This window comes from Ursidibacter arcticus (assembly GCF_009761375.1).
Classification (GTDB): domain Bacteria; phylum Pseudomonadota; class Gammaproteobacteria; order Enterobacterales; family Pasteurellaceae; genus Ursidibacter; species Ursidibacter arcticus.
Genome location: NZ_LEKM01000024.1, coordinates 1 through 22573 on the forward strand (window position 1 = coordinate 1; position 22573 = coordinate 22573).

At 35.8% G+C, this 22573-nt stretch carries 20 protein-coding genes and 1 pseudogene; 19 read left to right on the forward strand and 2 right to left on the reverse strand.

The genetic code is table 11. From position 1 onward, the window contains the following. Nucleotides 1-97 precede the first annotated feature (97 nt). Both purT and A1D25_RS00870 read right to left on the reverse strand, forming a co-directional pair. Nucleotides 98-1279: a formate-dependent phosphoribosylglycinamide formyltransferase gene (gene purT, locus A1D25_RS00865; protein ID WP_157393838.1), complete on the reverse strand. Its 1182-nt coding sequence runs from the start codon at nt 1277-1279 to the stop codon at nt 98-100. Nucleotides 1280-1600: 321 nt separating this feature from the next. Beyond that, a complete protein-coding gene (locus A1D25_RS00870) occupies nt 1601-2017 on the reverse strand; it encodes a helix-turn-helix domain-containing protein (protein ID WP_157393839.1) in 417 nt (138 codons plus the stop codon). Between the two features lie 139 nt (nt 2018-2156). Between A1D25_RS00870 and A1D25_RS00875 the strand changes: the two genes are divergently transcribed. The 19 genes and pseudogenes from A1D25_RS00875 (at nt 2157) to A1D25_RS00960 (ending at nt 22083) form a co-directional block, all read left to right on the forward strand. Further along, complete coding sequence (locus tag A1D25_RS00875; protein ID WP_157393840.1) at nt 2157-2471, forward strand: hypothetical protein; 315 nt, start codon at nt 2157-2159, stop codon at nt 2469-2471. A gap of 55 nt (nt 2472-2526) precedes the next feature. Further along, nucleotides 2527-3144, forward strand: a complete 618-nt coding sequence (locus A1D25_RS00880) for an Nmad2 family putative nucleotide modification protein (RefSeq protein WP_157393841.1) — start codon at nt 2527-2529, stop codon at nt 3142-3144. Next, nucleotides 3141-4004, forward strand: a complete 864-nt coding sequence (locus tag A1D25_RS00885; RefSeq protein WP_157393842.1) for an Nmad3 family putative nucleotide modification protein — start codon at nt 3141-3143, stop codon at nt 4002-4004. The genes A1D25_RS00880 and A1D25_RS00885 overlap by 4 nt, the downstream gene beginning before the upstream one ends. A gap of 34 nt (nt 4005-4038) precedes the next feature. Further along, nucleotides 4039-5163: a hypothetical protein gene (locus A1D25_RS00890; RefSeq protein WP_157393843.1), complete on the forward strand. Its 1125-nt coding sequence runs from the start codon at nt 4039-4041 to the stop codon at nt 5161-5163. 157 nt (nt 5164-5320) lie between these two features. Then, nucleotides 5321-6532 carry a sugar efflux transporter gene (locus A1D25_RS00895; protein ID WP_157393844.1) on the forward strand — a complete coding sequence of 404 codons (1212 nt, stop codon included), beginning with the start codon at nt 5321-5323 and terminating at the stop codon, nt 6530-6532. Nucleotides 6533-6629: 97 nt separating this feature from the next. Next, entirely contained in the window at nt 6630-8876 is a 2247-nt protein-coding gene (gene parC / locus A1D25_RS00900) for a DNA topoisomerase IV subunit A (protein ID WP_157393845.1), read from the forward strand. Between the two features lie 101 nt (nt 8877-8977). Continuing rightward, nucleotides 8978-9265 (forward strand): annotated as a pseudogene (locus A1D25_RS11220) (IS1/IS1595 family N-terminal zinc-binding domain-containing protein); the annotation flags it as partial. A 117-nt stretch (nt 9266-9382) separates the two neighbouring features. Beyond that, nucleotides 9383-9868, forward strand: coding sequence for an rRNA maturation RNase YbeY (gene ybeY / locus A1D25_RS00905; RefSeq protein ID WP_157393846.1), 486 nt, complete (start codon nt 9383-9385; stop codon nt 9866-9868). An 89-nt stretch (nt 9869-9957) separates the two neighbouring features. Then, complete coding sequence (locus tag A1D25_RS00910; protein ID WP_240327072.1) at nt 9958-11733, forward strand: tRNA(Met) cytidine acetyltransferase TmcA domain-containing protein; 1776 nt, start codon at nt 9958-9960, stop codon at nt 11731-11733. A gap of 97 nt (nt 11734-11830) precedes the next feature. After that, complete coding sequence (gene mglB / locus A1D25_RS00915) at nt 11831-12823, forward strand: galactose/glucose ABC transporter substrate-binding protein MglB (protein ID WP_157393848.1); 993 nt, start codon at nt 11831-11833, stop codon at nt 12821-12823. 49 nt (nt 12824-12872) lie between these two features. Beyond that, complete coding sequence (mglA, locus tag A1D25_RS00920; protein ID WP_157393849.1) at nt 12873-14390, forward strand: galactose/methyl galactoside ABC transporter ATP-binding protein MglA; 1518 nt, start codon at nt 12873-12875, stop codon at nt 14388-14390. Nucleotides 14391-14408: 18 nt separating this feature from the next. After that, a complete protein-coding gene (gene mglC, locus A1D25_RS00925) occupies nt 14409-15419 on the forward strand; it encodes a galactose/methyl galactoside ABC transporter permease MglC (RefSeq protein WP_157393850.1) in 1011 nt (336 codons plus the stop codon). Nucleotides 15420-15883: 464 nt separating this feature from the next. Next, on the forward strand, nt 15884-16216 hold the full coding sequence (locus A1D25_RS00930) for a hypothetical protein (RefSeq protein ID WP_157393851.1): 333 nt from the start codon (nt 15884-15886) through the stop codon (nt 16214-16216). A gap of 228 nt (nt 16217-16444) precedes the next feature. Continuing rightward, nucleotides 16445-16744: a hypothetical protein gene (locus A1D25_RS00935; protein WP_240327070.1), complete on the forward strand. Its 300-nt coding sequence runs from the start codon at nt 16445-16447 to the stop codon at nt 16742-16744. A gap of 216 nt (nt 16745-16960) precedes the next feature. Beyond that, nucleotides 16961-17137, forward strand: a complete 177-nt coding sequence (locus A1D25_RS00940; protein WP_157393852.1) for a hypothetical protein — start codon at nt 16961-16963, stop codon at nt 17135-17137. Beyond that, nucleotides 17119-18294, forward strand: coding sequence for a gluzincin family metallopeptidase (locus tag A1D25_RS00945; protein WP_157393853.1), 1176 nt, complete (start codon nt 17119-17121; stop codon nt 18292-18294). Before A1D25_RS00940 ends, A1D25_RS00945 begins: the two co-directional genes overlap by 19 nt. A 24-nt stretch (nt 18295-18318) precedes the next feature. Further along, entirely contained in the window at nt 18319-19572 is a 1254-nt protein-coding gene (locus A1D25_RS00950) for an HlyD family secretion protein (protein ID WP_240327071.1), read from the forward strand. After that, nucleotides 19572-21653, forward strand: coding sequence for a peptidase domain-containing ABC transporter (locus A1D25_RS00955; RefSeq protein ID WP_157393854.1), 2082 nt, complete (start codon nt 19572-19574; stop codon nt 21651-21653). The genes A1D25_RS00950 and A1D25_RS00955 overlap by 1 nt, the downstream gene beginning before the upstream one ends. Before the next feature lie 259 nt (nt 21654-21912). Next, a complete protein-coding gene (locus A1D25_RS00960) occupies nt 21913-22083 on the forward strand; it encodes a hypothetical protein (RefSeq protein ID WP_157393855.1) in 171 nt (56 codons plus the stop codon). Nucleotides 22084-22573 lie beyond the last annotated feature (490 nt).

Consider the following 22573-nt stretch of genomic DNA (forward strand, 5'->3'; position numbering starts at 1 on the left):
TTTTGTCCATTACACCAATATAAAGCCTTGTCAGAATTAATCCTGACAAGGTCGAACTTCAGAAAATATTACTCTCTAAGTGGTAGTACTCACAGAATTATAAATTTACTTCTAACTTATCATAAGCTCGGCGTGCTTTTTCTAACGCTTTTTCTACACTCTCATCACGAGCAAGAATTACCCCTAAACGGCGATGTCCATTTACCTCTCCTTTACCGAATAAGCGAATATTAGTATGCGGTTCTGCAAGGACATTCGCTAAATTACCAAAAGTAACCTGTGTTGATTTTCCTTCAACTACAACAGCTTTAGATGCCGATGGGCTAATCAATGAAATTTCAGGAATTGGCAAGCCTAAAATAGCACGAGCGTGAAGGGCAAACTCTGATAATTCTTGTGAAATGAGTGTAACCATTCCCGTATCGTGTGGACGTGGCGAAACTTCATTAAAGATCACCTCATCACCACAAATAAAGAGTTCTACGCCAAAAATGCCACGCCCGCCTAAGGCGGTAGTAATTTTTTCAGCAACTTCTTGTGCTTTTTTCAATGCAACATCTGACATTGCTTGCGGTTGCCAAGACTCACGATAATCGCCATCAATTTGGATATGCCCGATTGGTGCAAGGAATGATGTTCCGTGAATATGGCGTACAGTAAGTAAAGAGATTTCATAATCAAATTTAATGAACCCCTCCACAATAACACGACCACCGCCAGCACGGCCGCCTTGTTGTGCATAATCCCAAGCGGTTTGAATATCAGACTCTGATTTGATGACGCTTTGCCCGTGCCCTGAGGACGACATAATAGGCTTAACCACACAAGGAATACCAATTTCTGCCACCGCTTGTTTAAACTGCTCAAGGTTATCGACAAAGCGATATGGTGAAGTTTTTAAGCCTAATTCTTCCGATGCTAAACGGCGGATGCCTTCTCGGTTCATTGTGAGCTTAGTCGCTTTCGCAGTTGGGATAACGTTATAGCCTTCTTGCTCTAACTCTACTAATGTATCCGTTGCAATCGCTTCCACTTCAGGCACAATAAAATCGGGCTTTTCTTTTTCGATAAGTTCACGCAACGCTTTTCCATCAAGCATTGAGATAGTGTAAGCTCGATGAGCAACCTGCTGTGCAGGGGCATTTTCATAGCGATCAACTGCAATGACTTCAACGCCTAAACGTTGTAATTCAATCACAACTTCTTTACCCAGTTCACCAGAACCGAGCATCATAACTTTAGTTGCTTTAGGAGTAAGAGGAGTACCGATTGTTGTCATATTTTGTTCCTTTTTTAGAAAAATTTGAGCCTATTATAGCAAAGCAAACGTTTGCCTTGAATTAAAATAAAAATGGCGAACTATTTTATTTTGTTCGCCATTAGTTTCGTTCGCTATTTTTAGCGGTTATTTTTCCAACCTTTCAGAGCATCGGCGAAATGATCTACTCTCCAAAAGTTGGACTAAACAACCAACTGATTAAGGTGCAGATTTTTTATGACTAAATACAGCCAAAAGTTTAAACATCAGCCCTTGAATAATTGCCTAACTTTTTGTCTACTATGCCTTTTTAAAGTTACTTCAAAATTAACCACATATTTACTATTTATTTTCTCGATAAGCCTTATGCATTGCAATGATAACTTCTCTAACTATCTTTCTTTGTTCTTGAGGCAATTTTAAAAACGTTTCAAATAAAACCTGATCCTGATAACTTGCTGCGGTTTCCCAAATATGTTTGCTTGGCTCTTTTTGCTTTTCAACTTTATTGATCTTATAAGCTGTTTCATTAGAAACTAACTCTGTTAATTCTACCTCTAACCAATCAGCCAATGTACGCAACCGTGCTAAAGATGGCAATGCCTCACCACGTAACCAGCGAGCTACAGCATGCAAACCAATAGGTTTACCATAATGATGTAAGTTAAACTCTCGTTCTAATACAGAGGCCTTTGGTGTAATGCCTTTTTCTACAAGAATTTTCTTTAAGTTTTCTGCAAATAATTTTCTCTCATTCATAATTTAAACACTGTAAAGAGAAAAAATTTTTTAATGAGATCTTGCCTTAAAATTACGTAACTATTAATATAAATCACAATTATAGTTACGCTATAATTAAGTTATAAATTACGTTAAAACCCTGAAAAGGAATACCAAAATGGAAAAAATCTATCTACCTAAAGATTGGGTTTGCAATGGTTCAGAACTCAAACCTAAAAATGGAGGCAGCCGTGATACTTGGATTTACAGTGGAAAAGAACTTAAGGCCAAGATAGGGGCAACCAGCCGAGACACTTGGTTATTTGATGGTAAAGAATTAAAAGCAAAAATTGGTGCTACATCACGTGATACTTGGATAGTTGAAGGAAATGTGATTAAACCAAAAATTGGAGCAACCAGTCGTAACAGCTATGATTTAGATGGATACCCAATCCTCGTTGCTTACGCTCAACTTATTCTAAAATGTTGGTAATTTAATCTATAAAGTGCGGTTAATTTTAACTGCACTTTTCAAAAGAGTATCAAGAATGGAAAGACTAACGAAAGAAATAGAACAACCTTCGTTATATAGTTATATCGTTGCTTACGATTATGGAAATGCACCGAATCCTGATTTCAATATTTGCACCCTCGCCATTTGTAAACCTGTTATTCGTCGCTGTGCAAAAGTTGGCGATATTATTTTAGGACTAAGTCCAAAACGAATGGGAAACCATATTGTGTACTGCATGGCCATAGACGAAATTGTTGAATGGCAAAATTATTACCAACGCTGTAAAAATTCCACAGATCTGAATCATCGAATACCAATAGATAATAACCACAATGGAGACTGTATTTGGATTTACCAAGAAAATGGTGATTATGGTTTATTACCAAGCAAATCAGGTCATACCCGAGAAGATGATGAATATAGGGATCTCCATTCAGGAAAAAGAGTACTTATCGGCAGAAAATATTGGTATTTTGGTTCCAATCACCCTTGCCACTATATTCAATTACCCAATTCCCACCTTTTAACTGGTCGTGGACATAGAAAAATCAGGGAACAACAAATTATTGATGAATTTATTCTGTTTTTTAATGAAGAGTTAAAACAACGAAAAATCTATTCATCAGGAAAATACGGAAACTATTTTGAATGAAAATTATTTTATCAAGAAAAGGATTTGATAGCGGAAAAACAAATGGATGTTTCCCCAGTCCTATTTTACCAAATGGACAAATAATTTCTTTCCCAATCCCCTCATCTAAAAGCGACTTATCTTGGGACGATATAGAAACAGGAGATATTGATCTAAAAGAATTAATTAGCGATTTATTACCTCCAAATTATCTGAATAAAATGCTTCATCTTGATCCTGACTTAAATAGAAAAAAAGAAAAAAGAACAAAAGATTGGAGACCCGCACTCGGACAAGTAAAAGCAGCCGCGGGGCATCTGATTAACCAAAATGTGGGCAAAAATGATTTATTCCTTTTCTTCGGTTGGTTTAGACATATTAAACGCAATAGTCAAACTAGAAAATGGGAATATTATGGGCCTGATTTCCACGCTTTATTCGGTTGGTTGGAAATTGAACATTTGATAGATGTCAAAGAAATGAAAGAGTTGGAAGCCTATCCATTTCTTTCTATTCATCCTCACTACTATCCTGCAAAAAATGAAGAGCATAATCTTATTTTCATTGCTAAAGAGCGATCTGATTTTGTTTTAAATTCATTTGGTGGCGGAATGTTAAACAAGTTCTCATCAGATTTAATACTTACAAAACGAGGAAAACCTCGTTCAATTTGGTCTTTACCAAAATGTTTAGATGCAAGAGAAAACCCAGAGCAAGCATTAAGCTATCACAGCAATCTAACAAGATGGGGAGATGATGCAGATAATCCTGACAAAGTCATATTAAGAACCGTTGCGCGAGGTCAAGAATTTGTTCTAGATACCGCCTATTTCCCAAAAGTTAAAGATTGGGCAATTAATCTTATTAAAAATCACATTTAACAATCACATTTAACAATCTCACTAAGGAAAAATCATGTCTAAAAAAATCTATGCTTGGCTTGGCATATTATTAAGCATTTCATTGAGTTTATTCGTATTGAATAAAGTTTATGAAGATGCCTTACCTAAAATCATCGAAGAAATCAATAACGGAGCAATCGGTGCAATTTTAACAGCGATTGTCACTGTATTCTTACTACAAGGACAGACTGCAACAGAAGAAGAACGCGATAAAAACCTCACTGTGTTTGAGAAAAAACAAGAAGTTTATCACCAGTTTTTAGAAAAACTCAAAGATATTGTAGAAGATGGAAAAGTGCAAATCGCATTAAATAAAGATCCTGTAGATACCATTGATGAATTGAAAGATTTACTTTTCCAACTCTCCTATATCCAAATGCATAGTACAGAAGAAACCACTAAAGCAATTTTTGAGCGAGTAACACATTTAATCAAAAAAATGAATGAATTTATGGCAGCAGGTGAAGATAAACAGAAATTAGTTGCTAATTATTACGCTTCATTCTCTGAAGAACTTTTTAATATTGTTGCTATTTTAAAAAATGATTTGTACAAAACAACCAGCAATCCAATAGCAAAAGAAAGTATCGAAACGCTATTATCGGAATGTGATCTCTTTATCGAAGGTGAAAAACTCGATAAATACGAAATGCAAAATTATTTTTGGAATGAATTACAAACTCAACTTGAAAACCAGGATTTAGATATTGAACGAAAAGATTTTACGCAAGATGTAAACCAATATTACGCTCGAGCAAGAAATCGTCATCGTTATTATGGAATTAAAATTCCTGTTTATACAACTAAAAATGGGGAAATGATTAATTTCAAAGTGGAACTTGATAATGGCATTTATTATGGCTTTCTACGAAATGAAACAATGCTAGATAATTCTGAACAAGAAACACAAGCTATCAATATCATTAAAACAATTTCGCCAGGTTTTAGCAATAGTCAGTGGTGGTTAGGTTGGAAAAACCCTGATAAATACGCTCTCAACTTTTGGACATTAGATAGCAAAGATTTTGAATATTTCAAACATCCACAGCGCCGTACACGAATGATGTCAGAATATGCAAAAGAAATTACAAACTATATTAGACAATTCCAAGTACTTGCCGAAGAACAACAGCTATAAAATAGAATGTAGAAGATCAAACCTCATCTGACAGTCCCCGTTTAAAATTACCGTGTCTGTCAGATCATATTTTCTCGCTTTCTTTTTTGTTTCAACTAATCCACTAACATTTTATTCCTTTATAATACCCCTATCTTTAAATTACTTGTCTTAAACTATGCAACCACTTAATCCATTGCAACCGAATATTAGTCGCCGACTTTTAAGCTCTGCCTCCGCAGCCTTTCTGATTGTAATCTTTATGACGGGACTTGCAGGAGCATTACGTATTCCTGCATTAACCGTTTATCTACATAAAGAAGTTACCAGTGATCCAATGATGGTGGGGTTATTTTATTCCATCAATTCATTAGTTTCGATGATACTCAGTCAAATCGTAGCACACTATTCCGACCGCTATCCCAACCGCAAACTGATTATTGCTCTAAGTTGCGTAATGCAAATGTTTGGCTGTTTGCTCTTTGCCTTTAATCGGGACTATTATGTCTTACTGATTTTAGGCACCTTAATTTTAGGATTAGGTTCTTCCGCATCATCACAGCTTTTTGCACTTTCTCGTGAATATAGCAATAGTCAAAAACGTGATAGCACAATGTTTAATACCGTATTGAGAGCCCAACTTTCGTTAGCTTGGATTGTAGGCCCTCCACTTGCTTATCTACTTTCTGATCAATTCGGTTTTACCTTTATGTATTGTGCTGCTGCCACTATTTTTGCGATGTCGATTATTATTGTGGTCTTGATGCTACCACAAGCGGTAAGTTCCGATCCCCAAATTACAAATCAAAATGAAGATGAACAAATTCGAGAAGAAGGGATTAGTAGTAATCGCAACTCTGTTATTTTGCTCTGCTTTACTTGTCTATTTGTCTGGACTTGTAACAGTATGATGTTTATCAATATGCCAATCTATTTAAGCGAAAGTTTGGGATTATCCGACCGCTTGGCTGGGCTATTGATGGGAACAGCAGCAGCTATTGAAATCCCCGTAATGCTTATTGCGGGCTACTGTACCAAATTTATTGACAAAAAAAGCCTAATGCTCATCGGTATTGTGGCAGGTATTGGCTATTACCTCTGTTTATCTCTTGCTACAACAGAATGGCAACTCATTGCAAGCCAATTACTCAATGGGTTATTTGTCGGCATTCTTGCCTCAATCGGAATGATTTACTTCCAAGATTTAATGCCCTATAAAATGGGAACTGCAACCACACTTTTTACCAATACAGGCTCTGCCAGTTGGGTAACTGCAGGCCCAATTGCAGGAATAATGGCAAGTCAATTTGGGTATCATAGTACCTGGTATCTAGCGATAGGTTTATGTTTTATAGCGTTGATTTTTATGTTATTTGTGAGAAAGATTTAGCCTTAAAGATTAGACAATCGCCTTTAAATAAGCGACAATTCCCACACTTTGGACGCAATTTTGCGTCCATTTTTCTGAACATTTATCTAGCAAAACTATGAGCAACGAAATTAACTATGAAGGCATAGAACAAATGCCGATTAAGCGTTTTACCGAAGATGCTTATCTCAACTATTCAATGTATGTCATTATGGATCGTGCCCTTCCCTTTATTGGAGATGGGCTCAAACCCGTACAACGCCGTATTATTTATGCGATGTCGGAGCTTGGACTTAATGCCTCAGCAAAATATAAAAAGTCAGCTCGCACAGTCGGTGATGTATTAGGTAAGTTCCACCCACACGGTGACAGTGCTTGTTATGAAGCAATGGTGCTAATGGCACAGCCTTTCTCTTACCGCTACCCACTCATTGATGGACAGGGTAACTGGGGGGCTCCTGATGATCCGAAGTCTTTCGCAGCAATGCGTTACACTGAGTCTAAGCTGTCTAAAATGGCAGAGATTTTACTCTCTGAACTTGGGCAAGGTACGGTAGATTACCAACCTAACTTTGATGGTTCATTAGAAGAACCTAAATATCTCCCTTCTCGTTTGCCACATATTTTACTGAATGGCACAACAGGTATTGCAGTGGGAATGGCAACGGATATTCCGCCACACAATATCAATGAACTTGCCGATGCAACGGTAAAATTATTAGATAATCCCACCGCTTGTTTAGCCGATTTATTGACTTGTGTACAAGGCCCTGACTACCCAACAGACGCAGAAATCATTACCCCAAAAGCAGAGATTGCGAAAATTTATGAACAGGGGAAAGGCTCGATTAAAGCACGAGCAGTTTGGACAAAAGAAGATGGCAAGATTGTGATTAAAGCCTTACCACATCAAGCATCGCCATCTAAAGTGATTGAACAGATCGCAACACAGATGCGTAATAAAAAATTACCAATGGTTGATGATCTGCGTGATGAATCTGATCACGAAAACCCAATTCGTATTGTGTTAGAGCCACGTTCTAATCGTATTGATTTCGATGAGTTAATGAACCATTTATTCGCCACAACGGATCTCGAAAAAAGTTATCGGGTTAATATGAATATGCTTGGTTTAGACGGTAAACCTGCGGTAAAAAATCTGCTTACTATTCTAACAGAGTGGCTAGAATTCCGCCGTAATACCGTTACTCGCCGTTTAAATTATCGTTTGGATAAAATTTTAAACCGTTTACATATTTTAGACGGTTTAATGATTGCTTATCTTAATATTGATGAAGTTATTCATATTATCCGTAACGAAGATGAACCGAAACCAGTGTTAATAGCACGTTTTAATTTAACCGATATTCAAGCAGAAGCGATTTTAAATTTACGCCTGCGTCATCTTGCAAAATTAGAAGAGCATCAACTCAATGCTGAGAAACAGAAATTAGAAGAAGAAAAAGAGTATCTACAAGGTATTCTTGGATCAGAGCGTAAATTAAATAATCTGATTAAAAAAGAAATTCAAGCCGATGCCAAAACTTATGCCAGCCCACGTCGTTCCCCATTAGTAGAACGAGCTGAGGCTAAAGCTATTGCCGAAAGTGATTTAACACCAACAGAACCCGTTACTATTATTCTATCTGAAAAAGGTTGGGTACGTTGTGCCAAAGGACACGATATTGATGTGCAATCACTAAGCTATAAAGCTGGGGATGGTTATTTAGCTCACGCTTATGGTAAAAGTAATCAGCCAGTGGTATTCGTTGATAGTACAGGACGAAGCTATGCACTTGAACCGACATCATTACCGTCCGCACGTTCGCAAGGCGAGCCTATTACTAGTAAAATCAATTTACCAGAAGGGGCAAATATAGAATATGTGTTAATGGCTGAAGATCATCGTAAGTTATTGATGGCATCGGATTCTGGCTATGGTTTTATTTGCCAATTTAGCGATTTAGTTTCACGCAACAAAGCTGGTAAAGCGGTAATTTCCTTAACGGAAAATGCAAAAGTACTACCACCGCAATTCATTGACGATTCGGAAGAAAACTTATTAGTTGCAATGAGCAGTGTAGGTAGAATGTTGGTTTTCCCAACGTCAGAATTACCAACTCTTTCAAAAGGTAAAGGAAATAAAATCATCAATATTTCTGCTACTGCAGCAAAAGAACGAACAGAATTACTTGCACGTTTATTAGTGATACGACCAACACAATCTATCGTCTTTGTTTCAGGAAAACGCAAAATTACCCTAAAACCAAGCGATATTGAAAATTATCGGGGGGAACGAGCAAGAAAAGGTTCACAATTAGTCAGGGGATTAAATGTGAATACTGAAGTAGAAATTATTGAGTAATTTGGTGTAATGGACAAAAATGTGGGAAAAAAGTGTAGTTAAGCCTTATACTACAAGTCTTTAACCCACATTTTTGAAAATGAACAAAAAATTGCCCTTACTGCCAAAATACTGTTATCCATAAACACGGATTGAAAAATAATATCCAACGCTATAAATGTCCTTCCTGTAATAAAACATTCACCTTTCAACATAAAATAAATCCTGCTGATATTTGGTTTGATTATTCGCAAGGAAAACAGACCTATAAAGAGCTTGTAATTAAATATAGATTGCGAATTCTCGGCTCGATGGTAACCAGAGATCCCTTTTCCTTTTGGGATACCCCATTTGGGGCGGGAGTTGTGCTGTTAAACGTTTATTTAGCATTACTTTACCAAAGATTATAGAGTATTTTTGTGTCATAATAATAAAGATCTCACATCATTTAATCAGTGAGAACTTTAGCGATTCTTTAATTATGAGGTCCTGATTCGACCATTATATCATTCTGGAATTTTTTACAAATGAACCTTTTTATTGATTTACAACTCGCCTGTGAGAATAGTAATAACCTACCTAGCGAAGAACAATTTAGCCACTGGGTCAATCAAGCATTAACAATGCAAGCTCAAACAGCAGACTACCCCGAAACAGAAATGACAATCCGTATTGTCGATGAAGCGGAAAGCCACGAGCTGAATTTAACTTATCGTGGTAAAGATAAACCAACCAATGTTCTTTCTTTCCCTTTTGAAGTGCCTGATGGCATTGAATTACCGCTATTGGGCGATTTAGTGATTTGCCGTCAAGTTGTTGAAAAAGAAGCGATAGAACAGCAAAAGCCCCTTGATGCACACTGGGCTCATTTAGCTATTCACGGTACATTGCATTTGTTGGGCTATGACCATTTAACGGATGAAGAAGCAGAAGAAATGGAAAGCCTTGAAACGCAGATTATGCAATCACTCGGCTATGAAGATCCTTATCTTAGTGAGAAACTCCCTGAATAGAACTGAAGACAATGAGACAATTAGCAGTATTGCTCTCGGCTGAAGGTATTGATGATTTAATTCAGCCATATTCAGATAAAACACTCTTTATGCAGGGGCAAATTTTTGTTCCTGACCTTGCCCCAATACCTTTCTCTAATGCAAAAACGTTACTTGGGCAAGAATTTCCGTTTGCGATTTATAATATGCAAGCAGAAAATGGGAGCTGTTTTAACTTAGAAGCCTTTGCGATTGTGGCTGGCACTATTCAACGTGGCGGAATTTTGTATTTACTCTGCCCCAAATGGCATAGCCTTACTGAACAAATTGATCTTGATACACTTCGTTGGAATAATGCTCAAGCCATTGCTACACCGAATTTTTACCGTTGGTTTCAAGATCTTTTTCGTGCCTTTCATTTTAAAATTATTCCGCACATTTCTGAGCTTCCCCCTAACGCAAAATGCTCAAAAGATACAGATATTCAGCTCGCTACACAAAAAAATACTCACCAACAGCAAATTATTTTTGAAAAGCTACCGCTTGATCCAGCTAAGGTTCATCTGATCACTGCACCAAGAGGGCGAGGAAAATCAACATTGTCGGGAAAACTTGCTGAAAAATTGTCTCAACAACAGGCTGTGCTAATTACCGCCCGTAGTCATTCCGCTTTACCTAATTTCTGGAAAGGTATTGAAAATAACAAGGTAACTTTTTTTGCACCTGATCGTTTAATTCAAGCGATCGAACAGCAAAGTATCTCGCCAAATCAATGGCTATTTATTGATGAAGCCGCAACTCTCCCTTTGCCAATGCTCAAAAAACTTTGCCACTATTTTGATAAAGTGGTTTTAACCACCACAACGCATAATTATGAAGGAACAGGGCGAGGCTTTTCACTCAAATTTTTGCTACAACTCAACCGAAGTTATCAACAATGGCAACTCACTAAACCTTTACGTTGGGCAGAAGACGATCCACTGGAGCAATTTATTTGTCAGCTACTTTTGTTAGATGATGTGCCTATGCCTAGCTTATCACTCTCACCAAGTGTTCAAACAAAAATTGATTTCTATTATTTGCTTGCCAATGCACACTATAAAACCACCCCTACGGATTTACGCCGATTATTTGATGCCGATGAGCAGCAATTCTACTCCTTAATTATCAATCAAAAATTTATTGCAGGCTGTTGGGCAATAAAAGAAGGGGGATTAGATCACGCTCTTACTCAAGCTATTTGGCGTGGAGAACGCCGACCACAAGGGAATTTAGTTGCACAATATCTCTGCTTTCAAGGGAATTTACCTGATGCTTGCAAACTTCGCTCTTTACGCATTTCTCGGATTGCCGTACAACCCGAATTTCAGCAACAAGGCTATGGCAAGCGGTTAGTTTCGCAAATTATTTTACAAATCTCACCGTTTGTTGATTTCCTTTCCGTTAGCTTTGGAATGAGTGATGAATTATTACATTTTTGGCAAGGTTGTGGCTTTCAGTTAGTACAAATTACCCCGACAGCTGAAGCCAGCAGCGGATTGCAAAGTGCGATGATGATCTACCCGCTTTCAGAACAAGGAAAACAATTCTGCCAACAAGCCAAGCAACAATTTGAGCGAGATTATGCTTTAATGACAGGAAATATCAACGAGAGCAATCGTGAATTATTAGATTATGATTGGCAAAATCTCAACGGTTTTATCAATGCTAAACGCTCATTTTCCAGCTGTATTGCCAGTTTAAAACGGCTTTATTTACGCTATCCGACAGAATTAGCAGACCTTGTACCTCTCTTTAGTCAAGCAAATATAGAACTACCCGCTTATAAAAAAGCGTGGTTGGACAACTTACGCCAAAAGCTAAAGACTTTTTCGTTCTGTGAGTAAGATCACGTTTTTTTTCTCTTCTTTGGAGTATTATTTCACCAACAGTTACCGAAAATGTAACTAAATTTCAATCTATATTCCAAATAGGAGCCTGATTATGAAAAAAACTGTGTTAAGCACACTTGCATTAGCTGTTGGTTTAGGCGTAATGGCAAGCTCAGCTCAAGCGGCTGATCGTGTTGGTGTAACTATCTATAAATATGATGACAACTTTATGTCTTTAATGCGTAAAGAAATTGAGAAAGAAGCAACTCAATATAAAAACATTGAATTATTGATGAACGACTCTCAAAATGCTCAATCAATCCAAAATGACCAAGTTGATGTGTTAATTTCAAAAGGCGTTAAAGTACTTTCTATCAACTTAGTCGATCCGTCTGCTGCTCCAACTATCGTGGGTAAAGCAAAACCAGATGAAATCCCTGTTATCTTCTTTAATAAAGACCCTGGTGAAAAAGTGATCTCTGGCTATAAAAACGCTTACTATGTTGGAACAAACCCACAAGAATCTGGTGTTATTCAAGGTGATTTAATTGCAAAACACTGGAAAGCAAACCCAGCTTATGACTTAAATAAAGATGGCAAAATTCAATATGTGCTATTAAAAGGCGAACCAGGTCACCCTGATGCGGAAGCTCGTACTAAATATGTTATTGAACAATTAAATTCACTTGGTATTCAAACCCAAGAATTATTCAATGATACAGGTATGTGGGACGCAGCACTTGCAAAAGATAAAACAGATGCTTGGTTATCTAGCTCTAAAGCGAAAGATATCGAAGTGATCATTGCTAATAACGATGGTATGGCGATGGGTGCATTAGAAGCAACTAAAGCTCACGGCAAAAAATTACCAATTTTCGGTGTTGATGCGTTACCTGAAGTGCTACAACTTATCCAAAAAGGTGAGATTGCAGGTACGGTATTAAACGATGGTGTAAACCAAGGTAAAGCGATTGTACAAATGTCTGCAAACCTAGCAGCAGGTAAACCTGCAACTGAAGGGACTAAATGGCAATTAAAAGATCGTATCGTGCGTATTCCATACGTTGGTATTGATAAAGACAATCTTGCTGAATTTTTAAAATAAAAAGTTGTAACAGGGGGAGGCTCGCCTCCCCTTTTTTATGAGGTTGGATATGACAGTACAAATTCCACAAGACAGCCAAGTTCTTCTTACAATGGCAAATGTCAGTAAATCCTTTCCTGGTGTAAAAGCCCTTGATCACGCAAATTTAACCGTTAAGTCGCATTCCGTCCACGCATTGATGGGGGAAAATGGTGCGGGTAAATCCACCCTACTGAAATGTTTATTTGGTATTTATGCGAAAGATGAAGGGGAAATTCTTTTTCTCGGCAAACCTGTTAATTTCAAAACTTCAAAAGAAGCATTGGAAAACGGAATTTCGATGGTTCACCAAGAATTAAACTTAGTTCGTCAGCGTAGCGTAATGGATAATTTATGGCTCGGGCGTTATCCATTAAAAGGCTTTTTTGTTGATCACGCCAAAATGTATCGTGAAACAAAAGCAATTTTTGATGAATTAGATATTGATATTGATCCAAAAGAAAAAGTAGCCAATCTTTCCGTCTCTCAAATGCAGATGATCGAGATTGCCAAAGCCTTTTCTTATAACGCAAAAATTGTGATTATGGACGAACCGACATCTTCTCTCTCTGAAAAAGAAGTCGAACATTTATTCACGATAATTGAAAAATTAAAACAACGGGGTTGTGGTATTATCTATATTTCTCACAAAATGGACGAAATTTTTAAAATTTGTGATGAAATTACTATTTTGCGTGATGGCAAATGGATCAACACTGTTCCTGTTAAAGAAACCACAATGGATAATATTGTGGCAATGATGGTTGGACGTGAATTAACTCAACGTTTCCCACCAAAAACCAATACTCCTAAAGAAGTCATTCTGGAAGTTGAAAATCTTACAGCACTTAATCAGCCTTCTATTCAAGATGTCAGCTTTGAATTACGCAAAGGTGAAATTTTAGGTATTGCGGGGCTTGTTGGTGCGAAACGTACCGATATTGTTGAAACGATTTTTGGTGTGCGTGAGAGAAAAAGTGGTAGTGTGAAATTACACGGAAAAGAAATGGCAAATCATACCGCTTTAGAAGCCATTAACAATGGTTTTGCTTTAGTAACGGAAGAACGCCGTTCAACAGGGATTTATGCCAATCTCAGTATTGAATTTAACTCTTTGATTTCTAATATGAAATCCTATATCGGATCTTTTGGGTTACTCAGTAATAAAAAGATGAAAAGCGACACACAATGGGTAATAGATTCAATGAATGTAAAAACCCCATCGCATCGCACCAATATAGGTTCGCTTTCAGGTGGTAACCAACAAAAAGTCGTTATCGGACGCTGGTTATTAACGCAACCTGAAATTCTAATGCTTGATGAACCAACTCGTGGTATCGACATTGGAGCGAAATATGAAATTTATCAACTCATTATGCAATTAGCTCAAAAAGATAAAGGGATCATTATGATCTCATCGGAAATGCCTGAATTATTAGGTGTAACTGACCGTATTTTAGTAATGAGCAATGGTAAAGTTGCAGGGATTGTTGAAACGGCGAAAACATCTCAAGAAGAGATTTTGCAACTTGCGGCAAAATATTTATAAGCTAAAAGGAAATGAATTATGTCCACGCTAACACAAAATAAATCTTTAGATTTTCTCAAACAGAATGCGATTTACTTCGTATTATTGATACTTTTAATCATCATTATTGCCCAAGATCCGAGTTTCTTGAGTTTACGAAACTTCAGTAATATTTTGACACAATCTTCTGTACGTCTAATTATTGCCCTTGGAGTTGCAGGCTTGCTTGTTACACAAGGTACTGACTTATCGGCAGGTCGCCAAGTAGGGCTTGCAGCAGTAATTTCAGCCACCTTGCTACAAGCAATGGACAATATGAATAAAGTGTTCCCAAATTTAAGCGAAATTCCAATTCCCGTAGTCATTCTTGCAGTATGTGCTATTGGTGCGGTTATTGGCTTAGTCAATGGGCTAGTTATTGCCTATCTCAACGTAACGCCTTTTATTGCTACGATGGGAACAATGATCATTGTTTATGGTATTAACTCGTTATACTACGATGCGGTAGGCTCATCTCCTATTGCAGGATTTAACGAAAGTTTCTCTAACTTTGCACAAGGTTTCTTCCGAATCGGATCCTTTAATCTCTCGTATATTACGATTTATGCAGCCATTGCTTCACTCTTAGTTTGGATTATGTGGAACAAAACGCGATTTGGTAAAAATATCTTTGCTATCGGTGGTAACCCAGAAGCCGCTAAAGTATCAGGTGTAAACGTTGCTCGTAACCTTGTTGTCATTTATATGATTGCGGGAATGTTCTACGGTTTTGGTGGTATGCTTGAAGCGGGTCGTATTGGTAGTGCCACGAATAACTTAGGCTTTATGTACGAATTAGATGCGATTGCCGCTTGTGTGGTTGGTGGTGTGTCTTTCGCTGGTGGGGTCGGTACAGTTATCGGCGTTATTACTGGGGTGTTAATTTTCACTGTTATTAACTACGGCTTAACCTACATTGGTGTAAACCCTTACTGGCAATATATCATTAAAGGTAGCATCATTATCCTAGCAGTTGCGATTGACTCGCTTAAATATGCGAAGAAAAAATAATTGAGTCATTTTTAAGGTGAGATTTTCTGAGTTGCACCCCAAAAGTTGGACTAAACAACCAACTGATTAAGGTGCAGATTTTTTTATGACTAAGTATAATCCCAAATTTAAACAGCATATCGTGTATTTCTAGGCTGTAGAACAGCACTTCTCTAATAAACACAACCCCTAACAAGCGGTAAGATCGTGCAACTTTTTTGCAAAATCTTACCGCTATTTCAATCTATTGAAACTGTGAAAAATTACCTCTTAAGATTCTCTATGTAAAAATCTTCAATCTCAAAAAATTAATAAATTGTGATACTGATCACGTTTTCCTCAAGATATATATAAAAATAATTTCCTCCAAGTGAATGGAAGAGTACAATTAAATCGCTGAATTTTTAGGCATTATCAATGTGTTAAATTATTGTCTTTAAACAGATAATAATTTGATGGTATCAAAAGAGGAGAATTTCATGAGGATGGGAAAAATTCCTTATCCAGATTCGTTTACTAAAAACTCTTCGTCCTATTCGAGTTCATCTAGATCTGACAGAGATAGTAATACTGCATCAGGAAGTGAAGGTGAACATCCTTGTAGTTGGAAAAATTTTGGTAAATCCATAACAAATGGAGCTATTACAGGGGCTATTAGTGGTGGGATCGGAGGTTCTATTGCACCAGGGATTGGCACTGAAATAGGGGCTGCTTCAGGAGCTGTAGGTGGTCCATTAGGTTCTGCGGCTGCGAGATATCTAGCACCTAGAATTGGATTTTTAGGTGGAGCCGCTGTTGGTATTGCTGATAAAAAATAGCTGTATCCGATGAAAGATTTAATTCTATTTGTTTTAGTGAATGCCTTGTTTATGTCACAAGGCATTTTCCCTTTTTTTATGTCACTTACATTTTTAATGATGATTTTATTGAAAAGAGTATCAAAAATTAACAATGTCCCCCAAAAAACATTTAAGATGGTAATTGAATTTAATTTAATTATAACAGTATTACTTGGTATATATTACGCATCTTTACTATAGATATTTATGTTTAGAAAAGAAGCCTTAGAACATCAAAAATGGAAAAGTACAGCGGTATTACTTTCATCAGTACCGAGCTGGCTAGTTTTTCTATTGTCGTTCACAATCATTGTTTCTTTTATTCTATACATAACCTTTAGTAGTTACACTCGCCGTGAAACTATTTTAGGTGAGGTAGTGATGCAACCTCACCCTATAATTCTTTCCGCTTCAAAATCAGGCTATATTTCAGAGCGTTATGTTGAAATCAATCAGCCGATTAAAAAGTCAAAAGCGTTTCGTCTCGCTAACTATTTTTTTATTTAATAAAAATAAAGTTCTGAAGTAGATTTCTCCCCAGTTTCGTATTATTTTAGTAGGTATATAGAAATCATTATTTTTTCGAAAAAGAAATAGGAGTGCTTTTATCATTTTATTGTTCTTTATCAATGTTTCTTTACTGTATATTGTTTATCATAACTTCGATGAATTTTTATCACCATTTAATTTGATTTTTCACTTAACCAAATTAAGGAGTTTTCTATGAACGATTTTGTTAAAGAAATTATGTTATCTGAAAATTTAGGAAATAATAAGAGGTTATACAGAAAGGCGATAAAATATCTTTTGTTAAGTGGATTTGACCAAGGAATAATAGGAAATTTAACTACTCTTGATGACAGTGAGGATCATAAACCATTATGTGGAATATATCATTAGTATTTAAAACGTTTCTATTTTTAGTATTTTTTACTTGTATCAGCTCCCTATCTGCAAAATATAATAGTATCCTTTTAGATAAGAATAAAGATGAGCTTATAATTTATTATAATATACCTAGTGCCAATTATATTGAGATCGATAGTCATTATGATAATATATTGATTAAAGGCAAAACATTTACAACATCAATGGATGGAAAGTTCAAGATTACACTTAATATAAAATCAGAAGTATCTAGAGAGTTTTATGATCCTCTTAGAGTTTATAGCAATGGTGAGTTCTTGTTGTATAAGGACTATTTATTACCTAAAACTATTAGGTATGAAAATGGGACTGTAGTAAACAAGATACAGGATACATACCCAAACTTTTCTATTTTGGAAAATGATGAATATATTTTGGGCAATAGATATATTTTTTGGGGAGATGAAAAACCTATAAAGATTCTTGGATTAGAAAAAAATAGAGACTTGAAAGAAAATATACTCAAAGTATACAAAGAAGTGTTTAATTATTATTCTAATGTTTTTGGACATATTATTAAAAAGAAACCTGTCGTTGTTATAGATTTTACTGAAAATGGAGGAGATTTTCATTATAAAGGGGATGTTTTAGATGATTTTTTATCTTATAACGTATTAAACGTATCCAAACTAGATAAAGGTAAATATCATCAAATATATAGTTTTATTGCTCATGAGATATTTCATATATGGAATTCATATGAACACAATCATTTCGGTAAATCTTGGTTGCATGAAGGCAGTGCCGAGTATTTTTCTATAAAGAGTTTATTTAAACTAGGTTATGTCGATGCTCACAAAGTCGAAAGTATACAGCGAGCATACTTAAATGCTTGTTATAGATATTATAAAGATAATAGTAAGAAGATAATGAATGAAAATAATTCTGATTTTTCTATTTATGTTTGTGGAAATGCCTTACATATTTTATTAGAAAAACTTGAAAACGAAAATATAGTATTAGATATATGGAAAATTTTATTTAAAGATAGTTCTTACAATTCTGATGATTTTATTTATTCAATAAAAAAGCAGCCTTCAATAAAAAAAGAAACTATAGCTAGAATATATGATTTTATTTATAGAGAGGGTGGGGTTGTTAGATCAATAGAACTTTTGAGTGGTAAGTAGTATCTTTTTTCTATTGGAATATTTATGTTTAGAAAAGAAGCCCTTGAATATCAAAGATGGAAAAGTACAGCGGTGTTACTTTCATCAATACCGAGCTGGCTAGTTTTTCTATTGTCGTTCACAATCATTGTTTCTTTTATTCTATACATAACCTTTGGTAGTTACACTCGCCGTGAAACTATTTTAGGTGAGGTAGTGATGCAACCTCACCCTATAATTCTTTCCGCTTCAAAATCAGGCTATATTTCAGAGCGTTATGTTGAAATCAATCAGCCGATTAAAAAAGGTGATCCTCTGTTTAAAATTACCCTAGATCGAATAACGGATAGCGGTAACGTTGGTATAAATTCTATCAATGCAATTAAAGAGCAAATTAGTAAGTTAGATCGAGTAATTGAATTGGTAAAAGCTAACCAAGTTGAAACTTTAACTAATTTAGAGAAACAGATCGCCAAGAATCGTAAAATCTATACAGATACAGAAAAATATTTTGCAGAAGTATCAAAAAGTACGGAAGAATATCATTTAACCCTGAAAAAGTATGAAGATTTAATGAAAAAGGGTTATTCAGCCAATGATGAGGTTGCTCTACAGCGTTCTCGTTATTTTGATCAGAAATCGTTACGAAATAGTTTACAAGAAAAGCTGATTCAGCAAGAGTCAGCAATTCTTAGTCTTGAAAATGAAATAGAAAGTCGAAAAACAGATTTCCAAAATCAGATTATCCGTTATGAGCTACAACAAAATGACCTTGAGATTCGGTTGTTAGAATTTGAGTCTGTATCTGAGTTGATTATTAATGCTCCAATGGATGGTTTAGTTGAGTCGGTTAGTGTAACTGTCGGGCAAGTAATTCGAGAAGGCGACGCATTAGCACAGATGATACCTGCTAACAAAGGAGAATATCAGCTAGTGATGTGGGTGCCGAATAGTGCGATTTCGTTTATAAAACCTAACGACAAGATCAACATTCGCTATGAAGCCTTTCCTTTCGAGAAATTTGGACAGTTTAATGGAGTAATCAAACACATTTCAACAGTGCCAGCTTCTCTGCAGGAACTGGCGTTCTACAAAAATATTCCTGTAGCTGATCCAAATAATCCATTATATAAAATTACGGTAGCAATTTCGGATCAGAAGGTGGAATATAATAACACTTCACTCGCATTTTTAAGCGGAATGAAAGCGGAAGCAACGGTTTTTCTTGAAAATCGTAAATTGTATGAATGGATGCTATTTCCACTCTATAACCTAACAAAAAATATGGAAAGTCAATAATGTTAGATAAGCTCAATTTCTCTTTTTTCAAAAAAGTACCTGTTGTATTGCAAACAGAGTCGGCTGAATGTGGATTAGCCTGTTTAGCAATGGTAGCTGGCTATTATGGCGGTGAGTCCAATCTATTTCAGCTTCGTAGCAAATATGGTGTTTCTTCCAAAGGTGCAACGTTAAGAAACCTTGTAGATATTTCCTCTGATCTTAAACTTATTACTCGCCCACTTTCTCTTGAACTTGACGAACTTAAATTATTACGTTTACCTTGCATTTTACATTGGGATTTTAATCATTTTGTGGTCTTAACCAAAGCCACAGATCGCTATGTAGTTATCCACGACCCTGCATTTGGTAAGAAAAAAATCTCGCTAACCGAATGTTCGAAACATTTCACTGGTGTTGCCTTAGAGGTTTGGTCAGATGTGAGGTTTAAAAAGCCCAAAAATCGTGAAGAAATCAGCCTCTATGAAACCTTTAAGAATATCTCTGGGATTAAAGGGGCATTAGTTAAAATTTTCTCGCTCTCGATTTTAATTGAGTTGATCGCCTTATTGATGCCGATTGGCACACAACTTGTAATGGATCACGTTTTACAAGCAAAAGACCAATCGTTACTGCTAGTAATTTGTCTTGGGCTGTTCCTATTCACCTTTTTTCGAAGTGCAATCAGTATGTCTCGGGCGTGGATTTCGCTCAAAATGAACTATCTGATTGATTTTCAATGGACAAGCAGCTTTTTCTCGCATTTGCTCAAACTTCCCCTTGATTTCTTTGAAAAGCGACAAGTTGGCGATATTCAATCAAGATTTTCATCCCTTAGAACAATTCAAAGTACGCTAACTAACAGCATAGTAACAACGATTATTGACTTGATAATGACCGTCAGCGTGGTGATTATGATGTTTCTCTACGGTGGTTGGCTGACGTGGGTGGTTATTGCCTTTTCTGTAGTTTATTTGTTGCTTCGTTTAGCTACTTACCTGACTTATCGTCAAATTACTGAAGAGCAAATCATTAAAAATGCCAAAGCTAGCTCGCATTTTATGGAAACACTCTATGGTATAGCTACCTTGAAATCACTTGGATTGAACAAAAAACGAGAAGAGCATTGGATGTCGCTTAACGCAGATGCTTTCAATACCTCTATTCGTGTAACGAAGCTTGATATGTTCTTTTCAGGTGTTCATACATTTATTTCAACCCTTGAACAAATTATGATTCTATGGATTGGGGCGACAGCTGTAATTGATAACGTAATGACGATAGGAATGTTTATGGCATTCAACGCCTATCGAGGATCATTTTCCTCACGAATGGGTAGCTTGATTAACATCTTTTTCGATTTCAAAATGCTTTCACTACACCGTGAACGAATTGCTGATATTGCTTTAGCGGAAACAGAGCAAGACGTTTATCAACCTCAAGCGGTAGGATTAGATGAAGAATTGCAAGGAGCATCTATTACAGTTAAAAATCTTACCTTTCACTATGACCAGTTTTCTCCTCCTGTATTTTCAGATCTAAATTTAACGATACAAGCGGGGGAAAGTGTAGCAATTTCTGCAAAATCAGGTTTTGGAAAGACCACATTGCTCAAATTGATGGCAGGGCTTTTAAAACCAACTAAGGGAGAAATTTACTTTAATAATATCGACATTAAACAAATTGGTACAACAAACTACCGACAGCATATCGCCTGTGTACTGCAAGATGACAAATTTTTCTCAGGTTCTATATTAGAAAATATTGTTAGCTTTGAAGCCAAATATAACCGTGAATTTGCCATTGAGTGTGCCAAATTAGCACAAATTCACGATGAAATAATGACAATGCCAATGAACTATGAAACTTTGCTTGGCGAACTTGGTAATAATCTTTCAGGAGGACAACGCCAGCGGTTATTTATTGCTAGGGCATTGTATAAGAAACCCAAAATTCTCTTTATGGACGAAGCAACCAGCCATTTAGATGAAGATAATGAGCGAAAAATTAACGAAGCAATAGGAAAGTTAGCAATTACGAGAGTGATTGTAGCCCACCGAGAAACAACGATAAAATCAGCGGATAGAATTGTAAATATGTGATCTTGACCACTGTTTTTTCAATGTGACCTATTTATGATGATTTTACGTTGGTTTTTATTAATAAAGGAGGAAATAATTGTCTAGAAAACTTAATTATTTTATTACAGTTATTACTTTAGTTTTAGTAAATTTTTTTTAGATTTTATTGAAGTTACTCATATTGGATATAGATTTGTTATTTATATGATAGTTCTTTTTGTATTTGTGTGGGTAACTGAGATAATAATTAAAAAATTTAATAAAGTGAGGATAAATAATTATGAAAAACCTTAAAGAAGAAGACCTAAAATTTGTTTCTGGAAATGGGATAGGTGAACAAATTGGAGGAACTATTGGAGCTGCAGGAGGAGCTACTCTTGGTGCTTTGAGTGGCAGTGGAGTTGGTTTTCTTGCATTGGGTGATACTTATGTAGCAGTGATAGTTTATTAAATCCACTAATTTAAATTTTCCATCAGGCACACAATAACCCATAGGTTAAAATTGTAAATAGAATGAGATGAGATAGCAAAAAATATATTAAATTTAACTCTAATCCAAGAAAAAACTAAAGCACTAATAGAATGAAGGAAAAAATATAAGAATGAAAATTCATATATAGATTCAAAATGTAATATGGAAAATATAAATGCAGATAGTATTAAATACAATCTAAAATTTTTTATGAAAAATCTAATAGACTTTACTTTAGTACTGATAATAAAGTACTGAGACATTGCATAAACTAGAAAAAATAATACATACAATGGATAAATTTTAAGTTTAAGTAAGATAGAAAAAAAAGGATGTGATATTGAAAATTGTGGTTTTCTCATTGGGTATCTAAAAAAGAACTCCTCTAAAATAGGCGTTATTATAATCAATTCAATAAGCTCTTCATTCAATATAAATGAACTAAAAATTTGCGGGGATACTTCTTGTG

What these genes read in the sequence shown, in the direction of transcription:
- mglA (WP_157393849.1), top strand. Translation starts at nt 12,873, where the DNA reads ATGACAGTACAAATTCCACAAGACAGCCAAGTTCTTCTTACAATGGCA.
- A1D25_RS00960 (WP_157393855.1), top strand. Translation starts at nt 21,913, where the DNA reads ATGAAAAACCTTAAAGAAGAAGACCTAAAATTTGTTTCTGGAAATGGG.
- mglB (WP_157393848.1), top strand. Translation starts at nt 11,831, where the DNA reads ATGAAAAAAACTGTGTTAAGCACACTTGCATTAGCTGTTGGTTTAGGC.
- A1D25_RS00880 (WP_157393841.1), top strand. Translation starts at nt 2,527, where the DNA reads ATGGAAAGACTAACGAAAGAAATAGAACAACCTTCGTTATATAGTTAT.
- ybeY (WP_157393846.1), top strand. Translation starts at nt 9,383, where the DNA reads ATGAACCTTTTTATTGATTTACAACTCGCCTGTGAGAATAGTAATAAC.
- A1D25_RS00895 (WP_157393844.1), top strand. Translation starts at nt 5,321, where the DNA reads ATGCAACCACTTAATCCATTGCAACCGAATATTAGTCGCCGACTTTTA.
- A1D25_RS00940 (WP_157393852.1), top strand. Translation starts at nt 16,961, where the DNA reads ATGAACGATTTTGTTAAAGAAATTATGTTATCTGAAAATTTAGGAAAT.
- purT (WP_157393838.1), bottom strand. Translation starts at nt 1,279, where the DNA reads ATGACAACAATCGGTACTCCTCTTACTCCTAAAGCAACTAAAGTTATG.
- A1D25_RS00930 (WP_157393851.1), top strand. Translation starts at nt 15,884, where the DNA reads ATGGGAAAAATTCCTTATCCAGATTCGTTTACTAAAAACTCTTCGTCC.
- mglC (WP_157393850.1), top strand. Translation starts at nt 14,409, where the DNA reads ATGTCCACGCTAACACAAAATAAATCTTTAGATTTTCTCAAACAGAAT.
- A1D25_RS00910 (WP_240327072.1), top strand. Translation starts at nt 9,958, where the DNA reads ATGCAGGGGCAAATTTTTGTTCCTGACCTTGCCCCAATACCTTTCTCT.
- A1D25_RS00890 (WP_157393843.1), top strand. Translation starts at nt 4,039, where the DNA reads ATGTCTAAAAAAATCTATGCTTGGCTTGGCATATTATTAAGCATTTCA.
- A1D25_RS00870 (WP_157393839.1), bottom strand. Translation starts at nt 2,017, where the DNA reads ATGAATGAGAGAAAATTATTTGCAGAAAACTTAAAGAAAATTCTTGTA.
- A1D25_RS00935 (WP_240327070.1), top strand. Translation starts at nt 16,445, where the DNA reads ATGTTTAGAAAAGAAGCCTTAGAACATCAAAAATGGAAAAGTACAGCG.
- A1D25_RS00955 (WP_157393854.1), top strand. Translation starts at nt 19,572, where the DNA reads ATGTTAGATAAGCTCAATTTCTCTTTTTTCAAAAAAGTACCTGTTGTA.
- A1D25_RS00950 (WP_240327071.1), top strand. Translation starts at nt 18,319, where the DNA reads ATGTTTAGAAAAGAAGCCCTTGAATATCAAAGATGGAAAAGTACAGCG.
- parC (WP_157393845.1), top strand. Translation starts at nt 6,630, where the DNA reads ATGAGCAACGAAATTAACTATGAAGGCATAGAACAAATGCCGATTAAG.
- A1D25_RS00875 (WP_157393840.1), top strand. Translation starts at nt 2,157, where the DNA reads ATGGAAAAAATCTATCTACCTAAAGATTGGGTTTGCAATGGTTCAGAA.
- A1D25_RS00945 (WP_157393853.1), top strand. Translation starts at nt 17,119, where the DNA reads ATGTGGAATATATCATTAGTATTTAAAACGTTTCTATTTTTAGTATTT.
- A1D25_RS00885 (WP_157393842.1), top strand. Translation starts at nt 3,141, where the DNA reads ATGAAAATTATTTTATCAAGAAAAGGATTTGATAGCGGAAAAACAAAT.